At 45.7% G+C, this 16,266-nt stretch carries 9 protein-coding genes and 2 pseudogenes; 2 read left to right on the forward strand and 9 right to left on the reverse strand.

What is annotated here, in order from left to right; all coding sequences use genetic code 11:
- Window positions 1–168: 168 nt before the first annotated feature.
- Both treY and treZ read right to left on the reverse strand, forming a co-directional pair.
- Entirely contained in the window at window positions 169–2,976 is a 2,808-nt protein-coding gene (treY, locus tag QUB52_RS09905; protein ID WP_332973148.1) for a malto-oligosyltrehalose synthase, read from the reverse strand.
- Window positions 2,977–3,284: 308 nt separating this feature from the next.
- A complete protein-coding gene (gene treZ, locus QUB52_RS09910) occupies window positions 3,285–5,108 on the reverse strand; it encodes a malto-oligosyltrehalose trehalohydrolase (RefSeq protein ID WP_332973143.1) in 1,824 nt (607 codons plus the stop codon).
- Window positions 5,109–5,424: 316 nt separating this feature from the next.
- On the opposite strand from treZ, the pseudogene QUB52_RS09915 reads away from it, so the two are divergent.
- Together QUB52_RS09915 and QUB52_RS09920 are read left to right on the forward strand one after the other, a co-directional pair.
- A pseudogene (locus tag QUB52_RS09915) lies at window positions 5,425–7,586 on the forward strand (amylo-alpha-1,6-glucosidase).
- A 35-nt stretch (window positions 7,587–7,621) separates the two neighbouring features.
- Window positions 7,622–8,662 carry a glucokinase gene (locus QUB52_RS09920; protein ID WP_332973144.1) on the forward strand — a complete coding sequence of 347 codons (1,041 nt, stop codon included), beginning with the start codon at window positions 7,622–7,624 and terminating at the stop codon, window positions 8,660–8,662.
- 54 nt (window positions 8,663–8,716) lie between these two features.
- Here QUB52_RS09920 and QUB52_RS09925 read toward each other — a convergent pair whose 3' ends face one another.
- From QUB52_RS09925 to QUB52_RS09955, 7 genes and pseudogenes are all read right to left on the reverse strand, one after another.
- The gene (locus QUB52_RS09925) at window positions 8,717–9,166 is read right to left on the reverse strand and encodes an EVE domain-containing protein (RefSeq protein WP_332970452.1); all 450 of its coding nucleotides are present in this window, start codon (window positions 9,164–9,166) and stop codon (window positions 8,717–8,719) included.
- Between the two features lie 5 nt (window positions 9,167–9,171).
- A complete protein-coding gene (locus QUB52_RS09930; RefSeq protein WP_332970453.1) occupies window positions 9,172–9,654 on the reverse strand; it encodes an SRPBCC family protein in 483 nt (160 codons plus the stop codon).
- A gap of 332 nt (window positions 9,655–9,986) precedes the next feature.
- Window positions 9,987–12,341: an FHA domain-containing protein gene (locus QUB52_RS09935; protein WP_332973146.1), complete on the reverse strand. Its 2,355-nt coding sequence runs from the start codon at window positions 12,339–12,341 to the stop codon at window positions 9,987–9,989.
- A gap of 150 nt (window positions 12,342–12,491) precedes the next feature.
- Window positions 12,492–13,529 carry a M20/M25/M40 family metallo-hydrolase gene (locus QUB52_RS09940; protein WP_265234811.1) on the reverse strand — a complete coding sequence of 346 codons (1,038 nt, stop codon included), beginning with the start codon at window positions 13,527–13,529 and terminating at the stop codon, window positions 12,492–12,494.
- 382 nt (window positions 13,530–13,911) lie between these two features.
- Entirely contained in the window at window positions 13,912–14,490 is a 579-nt protein-coding gene (locus tag QUB52_RS09945; RefSeq protein WP_265234810.1) for a hypothetical protein, read from the reverse strand.
- A 409-nt stretch (window positions 14,491–14,899) separates the two neighbouring features.
- Window positions 14,900–15,319, reverse strand: coding sequence for a condensation domain-containing protein (locus QUB52_RS09950; protein ID WP_265234809.1), 420 nt, complete (start codon window positions 15,317–15,319; stop codon window positions 14,900–14,902).
- A 404-nt stretch (window positions 15,320–15,723) separates the two neighbouring features.
- Window positions 15,724–16,266, reverse strand: a pseudogene (locus QUB52_RS09955) (hypothetical protein); the annotation flags it as partial.

A 16,266-nucleotide genomic window follows, 5' to 3' on the forward strand; every position in this document is an offset into this window, starting at 1 on the left:
CAAAGGGAAAATCATGGAAAATAGAAACTGCGATTGCTTCGTTCCTCTCTTCGGACAATCTTAACTGAACCGTATTGAATAATAACGCTAACGATCGGGAACAGCACTACTGACAACCGACAACTGACAACTATCAACTGACAACTGTCAACTGACAACTGACAACTGTCAACCGACAACTGTCAACTGACTAATCAGCAAAGCTGTGGGAAAGTAACTGAGAGCTTCACCAATTGCCAGCGTACCGTTACTTTCTACCACCTGATTAGTAATCGCATCTTTCCAAACCGACGGCATTTGCTCCGACAATACCAGATGAGTATCTTTCCAGACTTGTTTGCCGATCGCAATTTCTTCCGATTTGACAACTCCCGTCAAAAACCGAGGAGCGATCGCAATAACTGTCGTATCTCCAAAGCTTCTGGAAAAGGCAACAACATTATCCTTAAACGTGCCAACTACCTCCAAAGGTCGATAGTCGCCTGATTTAAAGACTTCCAAGTATTTTTTTCTAGCTTCTAGCAATCTTGCCGTCAAAAACAACTTAATTCTAGCATCTTCCCGCGTCGCAATCAAATCTTCAACCAGTGCCAAAATATCCGTCTGAGCTTGCTGTTTGATTTCCCGCAAAACCTTGATTCTGCGGTCAAAATCTACCGGACGGCGGTTATCTGGATCGACGTGGCTTAAATCCCAGAATTCCGTGCCTTGGTAAATGTCTGGAACTCCAGGTGCCGTGATTTTTAGCAGCGTTTGAGATAAAGAATTGAAAATGCCGTAATGAGCTACTTTTTCCCAGAAAGGTAGAAATTTTTTGAGGAATTGATTTTGTTCCGAAGGTTCGAGAATGCTATCAATAAAGGTCATAAACCCAGTTTCGTAGTCATTATCCGGTCTCAGCCAAGCCGTATAAACTTTGGCTTCGCGCACGGCTTTGATCGCATAATCTTTGAGGCGATCGACATAATCAGTGTTTTCAATTCCCTCAAACGGAAAACTGCCGAGCAAAGTTTGGTACAAGAAGTATTCGTCATTAGTATCGGGAACCATTCGATTCACAAAATTGACTTTCTTAGAAGAGTTTAGCTCTCTCCAAGACCTGACTTGCTGTTCCCATTCCTCAGGAATTTCTGAGAGTACATTAATTCGGGCTCGCACATCTTCCCCGCGTTTGGTATCGTGGGTAGCCGTAGCGTTCATTTTGTGCGGCCAAGCTGCTTGCTGCTGCTTGTTGAACTCATGAAAATCCGCCAGAGAAACACCGAACTGACTGGGGTTTCCTCCGACTTCGTTGAGGGATAAAAGTCGATAATAGACGTATAATAGCGTGTCTTCAACGCCTTTAGCCATCAACGGGCCTGTCAACTGCTGGAGTTTCATCACAAAGTGCCGGCGCTGCTCTTTTTGTTCGGTTGTCAGGGTTTCTTCTGCTTCCAGCAACAGCACCGTTTCGATAAATTTCAGTTCTTTGAGGAGTCGTGGCACTTGCTCTTTGGCGTGGGCGATCGCATATTTGACGTAAGTGCGATCGGACTCTCGCAAACCCTCTTGATTTATGTAAGTTCGGTACACTGGAAAAATCGTCAAAACTGCTGACAGCGCTTTTTCCAAACCCGGACGAGTAAAGTCATTTCCCTGTCGGGATTGACCGGAAATATTCTTTAAAAGTTGAGCCAGATTGTCTACATCTCCCGCCAAATTCTTCTCAACAATTAGCCCTTTTTTATCTAAAAATAACTGTTCATAGGGAACATTCAGTCGAGTAAATCTCTGATAGATTTCAGTAAATTGCTGTTCGCGATCGCACCGACAAAAAACGCCGTTTACGTAATTTAAAAAATCGTAGCCACTCGTTCCCTCAATTGGCCAATATGACGGTAAATCTTCTTTATGTTCCAGAATTTTTTCAACAGTAATATAAGTGTCTCCGGTTCTCTCCCGGAGCCGTTTCAAATATTCTGTGGGGTCGTAAAGTCCGTCGATATGGTCGATTCTCAATCCGGTAAACTTGCCCTGTTCCACCATGTCGAAGATCAGAGCATGATTTTTGTGAAAAACTTTAATCTCTTCAACTTTTACCGAAATTAGTTCGTTAACCGTAAAAAATCTTCGGTAGTTGATTTCTTCGGCCCCAACTTTCCAGAAAGCTAGACGATAAAACTGCTCGGAAAGCAACTCATCTAGCAAATTAAAGCTTTCAGAATTGCCCTTTTTTCCGTTGAAAAAATTGATATTTTCATCGATAAATTCCTGCACAATGGGATTTTGGTTGTACAGTTCCCACAGTAGTCCTTTGACAAAAGCTATCTGATCATATCTTTCTTTGCCTTTAGTTTCTGAAGGTGTATTTTTAATCAGATAAAAAATCCCCAGAAACTTGATAAAATCTGGATGACGCCTGCCTAATTCCCTGCCTAAATGCCCCAAATTATGACTGATAAAATTAGCATAAGATTCAATTTTTACTGGCAGTTTTAAGCTGTAGTAATTGATAGTCAGCCCAATTTCGCTGTATTTCAGTTGAATCTCGCTATTTTCCAGACACTCTCCATAAAAATTGCCCAGCAACGGAGCCAGCACTCGACCTCTGAGATGTTCGTAAGCGTGATTCCATTCAATATCGAAGTAGTCGAAATAGTCGGAATCTGGGCCGTGTTCCAATACATCTAACAGCAACAAGTTTTGAGTGTCGTAGGCCATGTGGTTCGGAACAATATCTTGCAGCCATCCCATGTTGCGTTGATTGATTTCGTATGTGAGGGCTTCAAAATTTTCTGAGGTTCCCAATTCGGGATTGATTTGATTTGAGTCAACCACATCGTATCCGTGACTGCTGCCTTTTCTGGCTTTAAATATTGGTGAGGCGTAAAGGTCGGTAATTCCTAATTCTTCCAGATAGCTCAGGATTTGTTTGGCGGCTTCAAAGTTAAAACCTGCATGAAATTGAATCCGATAAGTTGTTGTGGGAATTCTCAGCACTGTTAATTTTACTCCTGATTGATTGGTTGCTCGGTTTTTTTGTTTACTATTAGAAATAGTTGGTTCGGTAGAACGGCAGCGCCCAGTGTCAACAATCGCCTAAAAACATTTATATCTCTCGCTTATAGGCTAGTCTAGATCCCCCTAAATCCCCCTTAAAAAGGGGGACTTTGAGGAGTCTCTTGTCCCCCCCTTCTTAAGGGGGTTAGGGGGGATCGCGAAGACTAGGAAATCAAACAGTAGGCTGATACTAAATTTGAGCTGGTTGTTGACACTAATAAGCAGCGAAACCGAATCTACTATTTCTATCTTAATTCGTAGAGTGCGAAACTCTGTGGTTTAACAGTCAACTCTTGCTCAGAGTTGATCTTTTCAGGCAAGCTAGAACCTGAACCCATCCATTTTAGATCAGCAGAGTCTAAAATTTTGTGACCATTGCCTTGGGGAAGTGCAGCCGTAAAAGCCACTTCTTGGCTGTTGAAGTTTAGAATGCAGAATATCTGGCTGTCATCTGTCCATCGACGGAGAAACAAGATTTTTTCGGCTTCAATGCTGGAGACTTCTAGATTGTTTTTATCGAGTTTTTTCAGGGCGGGAATTGTCCGCCGCAGTTGAATCAAATTTTGATGCCATTCCCAGAGGATTTTGTGTTTTCCTGCTGTTTGTTTTTCCCAATTTAATTTGCACTTGTGGAAGCTGTCAGGACTCTGGGGGTCTTGAAATTCGCCTCGACCTTCAAAAGCTTTAAATTCTTGTTGTTTGTCTTTGCGGATAGCTTCAATTAAGTCAGGGTCTGAGTGAGAAACAAAGTACAGAAACGGCGCTGTTTCTCCGTATTCTTCTCCCATGAACAGGAAGGGAATGTAGGGAGAAATTAACACCGTGCCGGCTGCGAGTTTCAGTGCTTCAAAGTCAACTATTTGCGAGAGTCTGTCTCCCAAAATGCGGTTGCCGATTTGGTCGTGGGTTTGGGAAAATACCAAAAATTTATCGCCCGGTTCATCTTTGACTGAATTGCCGTGTTTTCGCTTTCTGTGGGGGGCGTACTGACCGGAGTAAACAAAGCTTTCTTTGAAGGCTTTTTCGAGGTGTTCACACTTGCCGAAGTCTTGGTAATATCGGTCATTTTCTCCCGTAAGTAATGTGTGCAGTGCGTGGTGAAAATCATCGCACCATTGAGCATCTAATCCGAAGCCTCCGAGTTCTTTAGGACGTACTGTGCGGACATCGTTTAAGTCACTTTCTGCGATTAAGTAAAGTTTCCTTCCGAGTTCGTGGGAAATCTCGGCTGTGGCATCGGAGAGTTCTTGCAAAAATGGTCTGGCACCGACTTCAAATATTGCTTGAATTGCATCTAATCTCAGGGCATCAATGTGATAGTCTCGAAACCAGTAGAGGGCGTTTTCAATAAAGTAGTTGCGCACGCCGTCGCTGTATGCGTCGTCAAAGTTGAGGGGGTCTCCCCAAATTGATCCGTATTTTGAGGTAAAGTAGGGGCCGAAGTCGCGGAGGTAGTTGCCTTCGGGGCCGAGGTGGTTGTAAACGACATCGAGGATTACTGAAATGCCGTGTTCGTGGCAGGCGTTGATGAGTTTTTTGAAGCCTTCGGGGCCGCCGTAAGAGTTTTGGACTGCGTAGGGATATACGCCGTCGTATCCCCAGTTTCGATCGCCGGGAAATTGGGCGACTGGCATGATTTCTATGGCGTTGATTCCCAATTCTGTGAGTTGTTTGAGTTGGGGAATTATTGCTTCAAATGTTCCGGCTTGGGTGAATGTACCGACGTGCAGTTCATAAATTATTGTGTCAGCGAGCGGCACGCCTTGCCAATTTGTATCAGTCCAAGTAAAGTCGTTTTCATCTATTACTTGGGATGGGGAATGTACGCCTTGGGGTTGATATTTTGAGGCTGGGTCTGGTCGGTCGGTTTTTCCTTCGATTTGGTAGGTGTAAAGGGTTCCTGGTTGAATGTCTGTAGCTGTGGTTTGCCAGTAACCTTCTACGGATTGTTGCATTGGTATCAGGCGTTTGTTTGGGGAAACAATTTGGAGGGCTATTTGTTTGAGGGTGGGCGCCCAAACTGTAAATTCACATTGGTTGTTGCCGAGGTAGTTGGCTCCTATCTTCACTTTGAGTTGTTCTCCTTATTAAAATAGGTTGGTTGTCCGATCGCCCTTTGGGCGCTATCAAAGGCTGTGTTGTTAAGGTGCAGCGCCTGTGTAGAGGGTAATATTACTTTAAATAATAAACAACTAACTTTAGACAGAGCAACGGTTAGAATTGTCGCTGAGGCAAAAGTAGCGGTTGGTTATCTCTAAATTAGACCATGAATCTGGATCGGGCGATCGCCAATCTTGACCACCTACAATAGTTAATATTTCTTGTTTATATAATGTCTAAAATATATCTAAAGGTAGATCACAAATCAGCGTGAGCGTGTATTTTATGGCTATTACTTTTGGACGGGAAATCTGCTGCAATCTGGACTCGGCGGAGTCTCGCGAGTGGTTAGTCACCAACGGGATCAGCGGTTACGCTAGCGGGACGATCGCAAATCTCCTCACCCGCCGCTATCACGGCCTACTGGTAGCTGCCCTCAAACCCCCGCTGGGACGCACTTTGATGCTCGCTAAGCTGGACGAGACGGCTGTGTATGCCGATCGCGCCTATCCGCTTTATACCAACCGCTGGGCCGATAGTACGATCGAGCCCCACGGCTACAACTGCATCGAAAGCTTCCACCTCGAAGGGACGACGCCAGTTTGGAGGTTTGCCCTCGCCGACGCTATCCTCGAAAAACGGATTTGGATGCAGCAAGGTGCTAACACAACATATATTCAGTACCGCTTGCACCGCGCCTCACAACCGATCGCCCTCGCTGTCAAAGCCCTAGTCAACTACCGCGATTACCACCACATCACCAGCGCCGACGACTGGCAAGTGAGGCTAGAAACCTTGACAGAGGGGGTTTGCGTGACTGCTTTTGAGGGAGCATCGCCACTTTATCTGCTGACAGATGCCACAACAGAAGCTAAATTTCGAGTCTCTACGAATTTATACAATTGGTACTACGGATTTGACTTATCAGCCGAAAAGCGGCGCGGCTTGGAGTGTTGTGAGGATCACTTGCACGCAGCGACTTTTCACTTGGCGATCGCACCGGGGCAGTCTCTGACATTGATCGCCAGTACCGAGAAAAATCCCCAGTCATTCCGTGTCAAACACCCGTCTATTGCTCAAGAGGGGGAGAGGGGGAGAGGGAGAAATTAGCGACTAACATTCAGGGGGGAGTAAACTCGGCTTTGGTGTTAAACGGCGATGCAGCTTTAGAAACGCGCCGCGCGGGCGATCGAGCATTGCTGCAAAACTGGTCAAAAGTGAGTGAATCTCCCGACTGGATCAATCACTTAGTGCTAGCAGCCGACCAATTTATCGTCAACCGCCCGCAGCCCCAGGAACCAGAGGGCAAAACGATCATAGCCGGATATCCCTGGTTTAGCGACTGGGGGCGCGATACCACGATCGCCCTGCCCGGTCTCACAATCTCTACCGGGCGATGGGAAATTGCGCGATCGATTTTGCGGACTTTTGGGCGGTATGTCGATCGGGGAATGCTGCCGAACCGCTTCCCGGATGCGGGCGGCGCACCGGAATACAACACCGCAGACGCGACGCTATGGTACTTTGAGGCAATTCGCGCTTACTACGACTGCACCGGCGACGATGAACTTTTGACCGAACTTTGGCCGACATTATGTGAGATTGTTGATTGGCACGTACAGGGAACTCGGTATAACATCCGCGTCGATCCTGACGACGGTTTAGTGTACGCGGGGGAAACTGGCGTGCAATTGACTTGGATGGATGCGAAAATCGGCGATTGGGTGGTCACGCCTAGGATTGGTAAGCCGATCGAACTCAGCGCGCTTTGGTACAATGCTGTACAAGCTATGGCAAGTTTTGCTCGAAAATTGGGCAAGTCTCACAATGAATATCAGCAGTTGGGCGATCGCACCGCCGCCGGATTCCCTCGCTTCTGGAACGACTCAACCAGTTACTGCTACGACGTTCTGGACGGCCCAGACGGACATGATAGCTCCCTGCGCCCCAATCAAATATTCGCCGTTTCCCTGCCCCTGGACTCGATTCCTGGGCACTCCGACAACTCCTTGTCAGCGGGGACGCGCCAGGAAACCCGCTATACACCGTTACTCACGCCCATCCAGCAGCGCGCAGTAGTGGACGGCTGCGCTGAGGGGCTTCTCACTTCCCACGGCCTCCGCAGTCTCTCGCCGCAACACCCGCAGTACCGCGCCACCTATGGAGGCGACCAATTGCAGCGCGACAGCGCCTATCACCAGGGCACAGCTTGGGGCTGGCTGATTGGCCCGTTTGTCTTGGCGCACTTGCACGTATACAAAGACCCAGCACAAGCTCGCGAATTCCTCGCACCGATGGCACATCATATAATGGCCAGCGGAGTTGGCAGTTTGGGCGAAATTTTTGAGGGCGACGCCCCGCACTCGCCACGGGGCTGCACGGCTCAAGCTTGGACTGTGGCTGAGGTGCTGCGGGCTTGGTTGGCAATTAATACTATGGGTGTTTAAATGGGGAATGCGATCTTTAGTTCAATAAGAAGTTTATGGCATTATTATTAGCTGGTGACATTGGCGGAACTAAAACTATTTTGCGATTGGTAGAAAGGACTGCTGATGGTGAAATGAATGCTCTTTATGAGTGTCGCTATCCGAGCGGAGAATTTCCAGATTTAGTGCCGATAGTTCAGCAGTTTTTGGCGGAAGCTGCGATTAAGTTGAATTTGGCGCCGGCACCGGAAAAAGCTTGTTTTGCGATCGCCGGGCCGGTAGTCAACAACACCGCCAAACTGACTAATTTGCCTTGGGTGCTGGAAGCTCATCGTCTGAAACAAGAATTAGGCATATCCCGCGTCAGTTTGATTAATGATTTTGTGGCGGTTGGCTACGGTGTGTGTGGTTTGGAGGCTAAAGATTTGCACACTTTGCAAGTAGGAAAACCCCGCCAACACGATCCAATTGCTGTTATTGGTGCGGGTACTGGTTTGGGCAATTGTTTTGCAATTCCTGAAGCAAATGGTATCAGGGTTTTTTCTTCGGAAGGGGGACACGCTGACTTTGCTCCTCGCTCGCAGTTGGAGTTTGATTTGCTGAAATATTTGTTAGCAAAACATGACATTCAAAGAATATCGATCGAGCGTGTAGTTTCGGGACAGGGGATTGTTTCAATTTACCAGTTTTTGCGGGACAGAAAGTTTGCTCCTGAATCAGCCGAGGTGGGGGAAATGATTAGAAAATGGGAGTCCGAAATTGGTAAAAGCGAGAAAACTATCGATCCAGGGGCGACAATTGCGCAGGCTGCACTCCAAAAGTGCGATCGGCTTTCGGAACAAACAATGCAAATGTTTGTAGAAGCTTACGGTGCGGTGGCGGGAAATATGGCTGTGTCACTTCTACCTTATGGCGGTTTGTACGTAGCCGGCGGCATCGCTGCAAAGATTTTGCCACTGATTCTAGAAGGGGGTTTTATGCGAGCTTTTACTCACAAAGGTCGGATGGATTCGCTGTTAGAAATGATGCCAGTTCAGGTAGTTTTGAATGACAATGTAGGGTTAATTGGAGCCGCAGTTTGTGCGGCCAGTTTGTAGGAAATTGTAAATATTTGTGGCACAGGCTAGGAGGGCCTGTGCCACAAATGGAGCTTATCTCATCTTTAAAATCTTCTCTACCGCACCTTCAGATATCGGCATCACCGATAACCGATTACCTTTTCTGACAACCAAAATCTCATCAGCACTAAACTTTTCTTTCAGTTCATCCAAAGATATTAATTTAGCGAATTCCTCGACAAACTCGACTTTCACAGTTTGCCAGCGAGGTGCATCAAACGCTGATTTAGCATCATAATATTCGCTATTTATATCAAACTGACTTGGGTCAGCGATATTAGCTTCAATCACACGCATCAATCCCACAATTCCCGGTATTTTAGTATTGGAATGGTAGAAAAGCACTAAATCTCCAATACTCATTTCTCTCATAAAATTGCGGGCTTGATAGTTGCGAACACCATCCCAAATCGAAAATTTATCTGATTTCAAATCGACAATACTATAAACATCCGGTTCCGACTTCATTAGCCAATAATTCATAAAAATTATTCCCCTTGGTTCTCCAAATATCCTTGAATATTATCTAAACACTGCTGCATCGCTTTCTGCATAAAAACCTGCACTAACAATAATCCAACCGGATAGAATAGCGGAGAAGTCAGCATAAAATAAAACTCCCAATCAATCCGAGTACCTTTTGGCGTAGCAGTGAACTTCCAATCTCCACCACCAGACTCAATCAGTAAAGAAATCGGAAACTTAAACCCTCTAACCAGTCGGTAGGTTTGTCTTTCTGGCTTTTTGAAAGTAATTATTTCTTCATCAATCACCGACCCATCGGAATGTTTGATCCGCCGCACACCGCCTTCACGCATCTGTCCACCATCAGCCATTTCAGCTTGATTAATTGCTGGAATTAGACCAAATCCACGAAAGGATTTTGGCACATTTGATAGTGATGCCACAAAATCAAAGACCACTTCCGGTGATGCAGAAACTTCTACTAATGCGTTGGCTTTAACTAACATTTATCCCTCAAATTATTGGTAACATTAATCAAATGCAGATTTCTAATTATATAATACTTATGCACGAGTATTCAGTTGACTTTGATACCCATAAAAATTCGTACTGGTTGACTTTTTTAATGCTTTTTGACGCACCATAAAAGATGAGCTAGTGCGCAATGCGCACCCTATAAACTACGATATTTTAGGTGTTTGAGAGACTTTTATTCAGACTCAGCAAGAACCTTGACAGGGCTGGGTGCGCACTGCGCACCCTACTTTACCATTTTAGTATCAACGGTTTGATTCCCCTACTCTTTAACAGTCAACTGTCAACTGTCAACTGTCAAATGCTATAAAATATCTTTCCGCTTCTGCAACCACAGAGTCAACATCAAATACACGAAAATATGCACGCACAAAATCCCCCAGTTCAAACCCAAATTCTCCCAAGTTGGATCGTAAACAGGAGTAGGCACAAACGGCTGAGGAAGTGTGCTTCCGTCCGGCAATGTAGTAGGTTCGGGAACCAGCGAATTCACATTAACTAAAGAGCCGTAAGCACCCACAGACCAGCGGCTTAACATCAACCAAGAAAATTTGCTCGCCACACCTTCCATCTTAAACAATACTCCAGAAAAAATAATCTGAGGTAGCAATATTAGAGGTAAAGCGCTGTTAGCTTGAGAGCCATTTTTTACAATCGCAGAAACCAGCAATCCGAGACTTATGCAGCTCATTAAGGTCAAAAATGTGGTAATAGCTGCTCCCACTGGCCAGGAAATCAAACTCGGTTCTGGGGATTTAAAAGCAATCAGAATAACTCCTACCATCAACAGCGTTTGCAAGACTGCTAAGCCGGAAAGTATGAAAAATTTTGAACCCAAATAAGCAAATAATCCTAAATTTACTAAACGTTCGCGCAAATAAATAGCAGATTCCTTGACAATTTCTTGCAGCGAAGTTGCCAGTCCCACCCAAATAGCCGCGCAGGTAAATACAAACAAAACTCGCATCGCTAAAGGTGCTAAAGTTGCCTCCGGCGCGCCAATTAATGGGTCTTTATCTCTGACGGCAAGCCGCAGCAAACTAATGCCGATCGGAGCCGTTAACAGAGCTAAACTCAAGTTAACTGAGTCGCGGGAAATAAGCTGAAAATAGCGTTGGGCGAGCAGAACGAGTTGTTTGATAAAAGATACAGAGTTTGGCTTGGGAGGTGCTTGTTTTTTTCCTGCGTTGCCGGTGCTGAAGTGGTTGACAATGTAGCGCTGATAGTATGGAGATTTATTGAACTTTTCTGCCCAGCTTTGAACATTAGTTTCTCCTGTTTCTAATTCGTTGTAAATGTCGGCAAAATCGTCGGTTTTGATATCGAAAAAATCTAGCGATTCTGTGGGTGGGCCGAAGTAACAAAGCCGTCCGCCACGCCCCATAAACACAATACGATCGCACATCGTGATATTTGCCGTCGCGTGAGTCACCAGAATCACCGTCCGGCCTTGACTTGCCAACTTTCGCAACAGTTGCATCATCTTCTTATCCAAACCCGGATCGAGCCCAGAAGTCGGTTCGTCTAAAAAGAAAAGTTTCGGATCTGCTAACAGTTCAACTCCGATGCTAACCCGTTTTCGCTGTCCGCCGCTAAGCTGTTTTACAAAAGCCGTGCGGCGGTGAGTCATTTCAATATCTTCTAAAGTTTTTGTGACTACCTGCTGAACATCTGTATCGGGAGGTAAGCGCAATTTAGCTGCATAACTCAACACTTCTTCTACTGTCAAATCTGCGTGAATAATATCATCTTGAGGCACGTAACCAATTTGATTCCGATAAATATTGAAGTTTTCGCGCAGATTATCACCATTGAGAAACACAGCGCCCTGAGTAGTTTTCTCGATACCTAAAAGCGTCCGCATTAAAGTAGATTTTCCCGCACCGCTACCGCCGACTAAAGCCACAAACTGCCCCGGTTCGATCGCCAAAGTGATATGATCCAAACGCTTCGGAATCACCAAACTGTCAGCATCCAGACGAATTTGATTGCCTCGGTCTTGCATTTCTAACATACCGCTGCGGTAAGTTAGAGTAAACGGGCCGATCCGAATCGCATCTCCCTCGGCCAACTGTACAGAATTTGTGATTCGCTGACCGTTCACAAAAACGCCGTTAACACTGTGATCGCGTAAAATATAATTGCCGCGACTGTCAGCATCGATTGTCGCGTGTCGTCTAGAAACCAGTGGCGCATCTAATTGCAGCGAAGCATTTGGATCGCGACCCAACAAAACCGATCGATTGCTGAGAGGAATTGACTGTTTGCTGGCGGGAAAGATTTGATTCGCCAGCGGATTAAAATAAGTCACCAAAACTTGATTTTTGGGATCGAGACCGATGTTAATTTCTGTACCGTTTTTCAGACAATAACCGTCGTTGGGAGTGATGCGAGTGCGATCGACAAATAAGCCATTAGTGCTCGGCCGCTGCCCGTCACCGTCGTAAATCCAGTAATTATCCCCAATTTGGCGCAACACAGCGTGAACGCCGGAAACTGCCCGCCACGGTTCGGGAAGCACTAAATCAGCACGAGTGCGATCGCGCCCCAATACGTGCTGCGACTGTTTTAACTCTAACTGTATGCTTTTATCTTGACACGTTAATACTAAATAAGGACGATCGCTGACAGCAGTCGGTTGTCCTATTTTACCTATCATATTTAAATTGCGTTTTTTACACTCACGTTTGTCAGCATATCAAAACTCAGGCAACAATTAACTTATTTATTTTAAAACTTCTGGAGTTTTTCTAAATATCTAGTGCCCATTGCGAACCTTAAACTTGTATTACCAATTACCAATTACCAATTACCGAATTTCCAATAGTTTAGCTGTGGCATTGACAACAATTTGAGCGGAACCGGCGAAAAAAGGTCGATCGATATTTGCGAGTGTATCCGTAGACTGGTGATAGTGGGGCGATCGCAAATTTGCAGTATCCGTCACCAACACAGCACCAACTCCTTTATACCAGAACGGCGCGTGATCGCTGCGCAAAACATCAGGAGTCAGCACCCCTTTCAGTGGCACCGGCAACGTCATCACAGGCGGTAAATCTGCTTTTGGCGACTCCGCAAAAGTACCCAACAACAGCGGATGTTCCGCATCCCCAATCACAGCGATAAACTCGCCCTTATCGGGAGAAGTCACCCCCGCTGCATCTAGAAAAGGTTGCGGTGTCAATCCTTCGGGATATTGCTGACACCCCGGCGTGTGGCAGGCATAACCGATCATATCCAGGACGATCGCACCCTGCAAATTTTTTAACCGTGCCGCGCTACCCGCGAATGCTAAACTACCTAAAAGCCCGATTTCTTCCCGGTCGAAAAATGCCACTTGCAATGTCCGAGAAGTCGCACGATCACCCAGCAATCTTGCGACTTCTAAAACTGCTGCAACTCCCGTCGCATTGTCGTCAGCGCCGGGGGACTTGGTTACAGTATCATAGTGTGCAGCAACGAGAATTGCCCCAGCCTTTGAGTCACTACCTTTTCTTTCGGCGAAAACGTTGATTCCGCGATCGAACGGCTGCAATTCTGGGGAAAATCCGAAAGTTTTCAGTTGTTGCGAAATGTAGTCTCTCGTGAAAGTGCGATCGCGTTCTGCCACCCGTTCTCCTGCTAAAATCTCGACGTGTTTCCACAACCGGGATGCGTCAACTTTTGGCAGATTGACTGTATTGTTTTCAGCCATCAGCGGCGAGGGAGACGGGTTTTGAGAAATGTTGATTTTGCGATCGATCCAAACTTCCGGTACAGCCGACAATCGCTGCCATGAGTCAGAACCCCAACCCACAGCCGCCACCGCAACCAGAATAAATAGCGCTATCCAAATCAATTGTTTCATCAGTAAGTCTATTTGAAATTTTAGACTGTTAGATTTTAGATTTTACCTTGACATCAGAGTTAAAAAAAATTAACTCAGAAACCCGGTTTCTTTTTATATTTCTTGTCACTCAACGTAAAACTGGTAGAAACCGGGTTTCTAGCCACCAATGCGCAAGCCATGAAACTGCCGAAGTGATCACCTAAAAAATTAGGTAAAAACCTTTATAGCGGTTCTCAAAAAAGTCAGGTATGCCCACGGAAGCCTATGCCCTATGCCGTTCGCGTACCTGATCTTTCTGAGAAAGGCTATAAATGTCGCCGTCGAAGGTGTCACACTTATTTGCCAACTCAACGGCGACATTCAACCCCACTGATTTACCTCCAAAATTCATCATTTACAACTATTTTTTATCCCACTCAATCTCCTTATTGGCCAATATCAACCCGCTGCTGCTACCCGCAGCATAAGGAATAGTTGTTGCAGAAAATTCAACAATTTGAGTTGGTTGTTGAAACCACTCGGAATAACTGGGATTGAGTTCGTCATACAAGGCTTTCAAAGCTTGGATCTCTGCTTCTAGTTGCGCTGCTGCTTGATTGATTCTGCGAGCTTGTGCTTGCAAGCGCTTTTCTCCGGTTTGAACGTGGTTTTCTACTTCTTGCCAGTGCTGTCCGGCCAGCAATTTGTCTAGTTCGTCTTGTTTGTAATTGAGTACCGCCTGTTTTGCTTGCAGTTGCTTTTCAATAATTTGAGTTTCTCGGTCAATTTCCTGGATTTGCTGCAACCACTGCTCCCCAAAGGCAGCATTTTGCTGGTGGAATTCGGCAAGTCCCTCAGGAGTATTATTCTTGGGAAAACTGACTGTCACTCGGCACTCTGAGCGCTGTACGCAAAGTTTTGCCCGCGACTCTTGCAGGGTGGCAACTTCTGCTTGTAGCGCGTGGACTTCTGTTTGGAGTTCTGGGATCGTCTGACTCATTGGTTCAATTCGTAGATCTCTGCATCGATTTTAAGCTAATTGTTTATTTTTCTAACAAATTTCCGCCACCTCTCGGCGGCGATTCTCTAATTTTAGCGCGATCCCAGCCGATGTCTAGGCATAATGGCGGATAATTTGTGGCACAATGGCTGATCACACATTTTAAATTAAGATTAAAATTATAATTAGTTACGAGCCTAAATTCTTATTTTTGAGATATTCAATTTACAAAGACCACATAAATTCCGGTGCTATTTTTCATATCATTCCTCAATATATGCTCAAAATCTTCATATTTATTGAGACATGAAGGCATCTATTTAAACTTAGAAACTGGAGCAAATAAAGATTACGTACTAATTGATTTTTGCATCTTTAAATGCTGCTATTTTTGGTGTTAAATATTGCATTAATTCAATAAAATTGCCTGCAAGTGCAGGGGATGATCGCTCAAATCTATCAGTGGCAGCGTCCAATCGCCCGCAGCAGCGACAACCTGTATCGGTTGCCCTTCCACAGCGGCAAACGCAGTTCTCAAAACCTCGTGCCGCTCGATAATTTTCTCAATACTTTGCCTGAGTATTTCTGCATTGAGCTGTCCTGTAATCCGAACTGCACCGCAGAGGTTATAAAGGGGGTTTCCAGGTTCCAATTGGTCAAAGAACCATAAGCGCTCTTCAGCAAAAGACAGGGAAAGATGGCGTGAGCGAGAAACTGGCCCAATGACGACTGCTTTGGTATTTCCTGTCAGTTGCTCTAGAATTTGCACTGCCAGTCGAGCAATGCTCCTATCCTCAAACAAATCGGCAACCGATACAGTAACGCCCAAGTCACTCTCTATTTAATTTTTTAACTCAAAAATTCTTAAAGAATCTAGTCCAAAGCTACTAAGCGGTTGATCAATAATATTTTGCGTTTTCCCCCTGGCACTGAAGTGGATTGAAGATTCATCTTCAGTCGCCTTTAGCCGACTTTGGCTATTAGCCGGGGAATGAATTCCCCGGCGATTTACCTGCTGCCAAAGGTAAGCCTCAAGAAGCGACTGCCGTTCTGCTAACTCGGCTGTTAGCAGATTTTCTCGCGTGAAGTGATTCTCTATTTCAACAAAATCAGATATCTCTAAAACGCTACTGGCGACAACTTCCAAATTGTCAGCTATAAAGTCAGCATAGGCGGCGCGACGTTAAATTTTACCGCTGGTCGTTTTCGGAATGCTTCCCGGCTTAATCAGCACTACTCCATAGGCTTGCACTTCATATTCTTGAGCAATGCTGGAGCGGATGCGCTGATAATTTCTTCAGCATCATTCGGCGCTTTGCGAGCTTCTAATTCTTGCACGATAATCAGTTGTTCTTCGCCATCAGCTTCTACCGAGAATGCCGCGATCGCCCCCTGCCGCAAACTGGGATGGCTGCGATCTGCCGTTCTTTCTATATCTTGGGGGTAAAAATTGCGACCTCGGATGATAATCAAATCTTTGAGTCGCCCTGTAACAAACAGTTCTCCGTCGCGTAAAAAGCCTAAATCTCCGGTTCGCAAAAATGGCCCTTCGCTGGTATCTGAAAGATATGCTTGAAAGGTTTTTTCTGTCTCTTCAGGGCGATTCCAATAGCCTCGCGCCACTGTTTCGCCAGCTACCCAAATTTCTCCGACTTCGTGCGGCTGGCATTGCGTTAGAGATTCGGGATTGACGATCGCACGCTTTGGCGTACAAACATCCAAAAAAGGCGGCGAGATAGTCCAATCCGGGCCCGAAAAGCAGTAAGACTCGTTCGC

The sequence above is a fragment of the Microcoleus sp. A6-C6 genome, assembly GCF_036705955.1.
Classification (GTDB): domain Bacteria; phylum Cyanobacteriota; class Cyanobacteriia; order Cyanobacteriales; family Microcoleaceae; genus Microcoleus.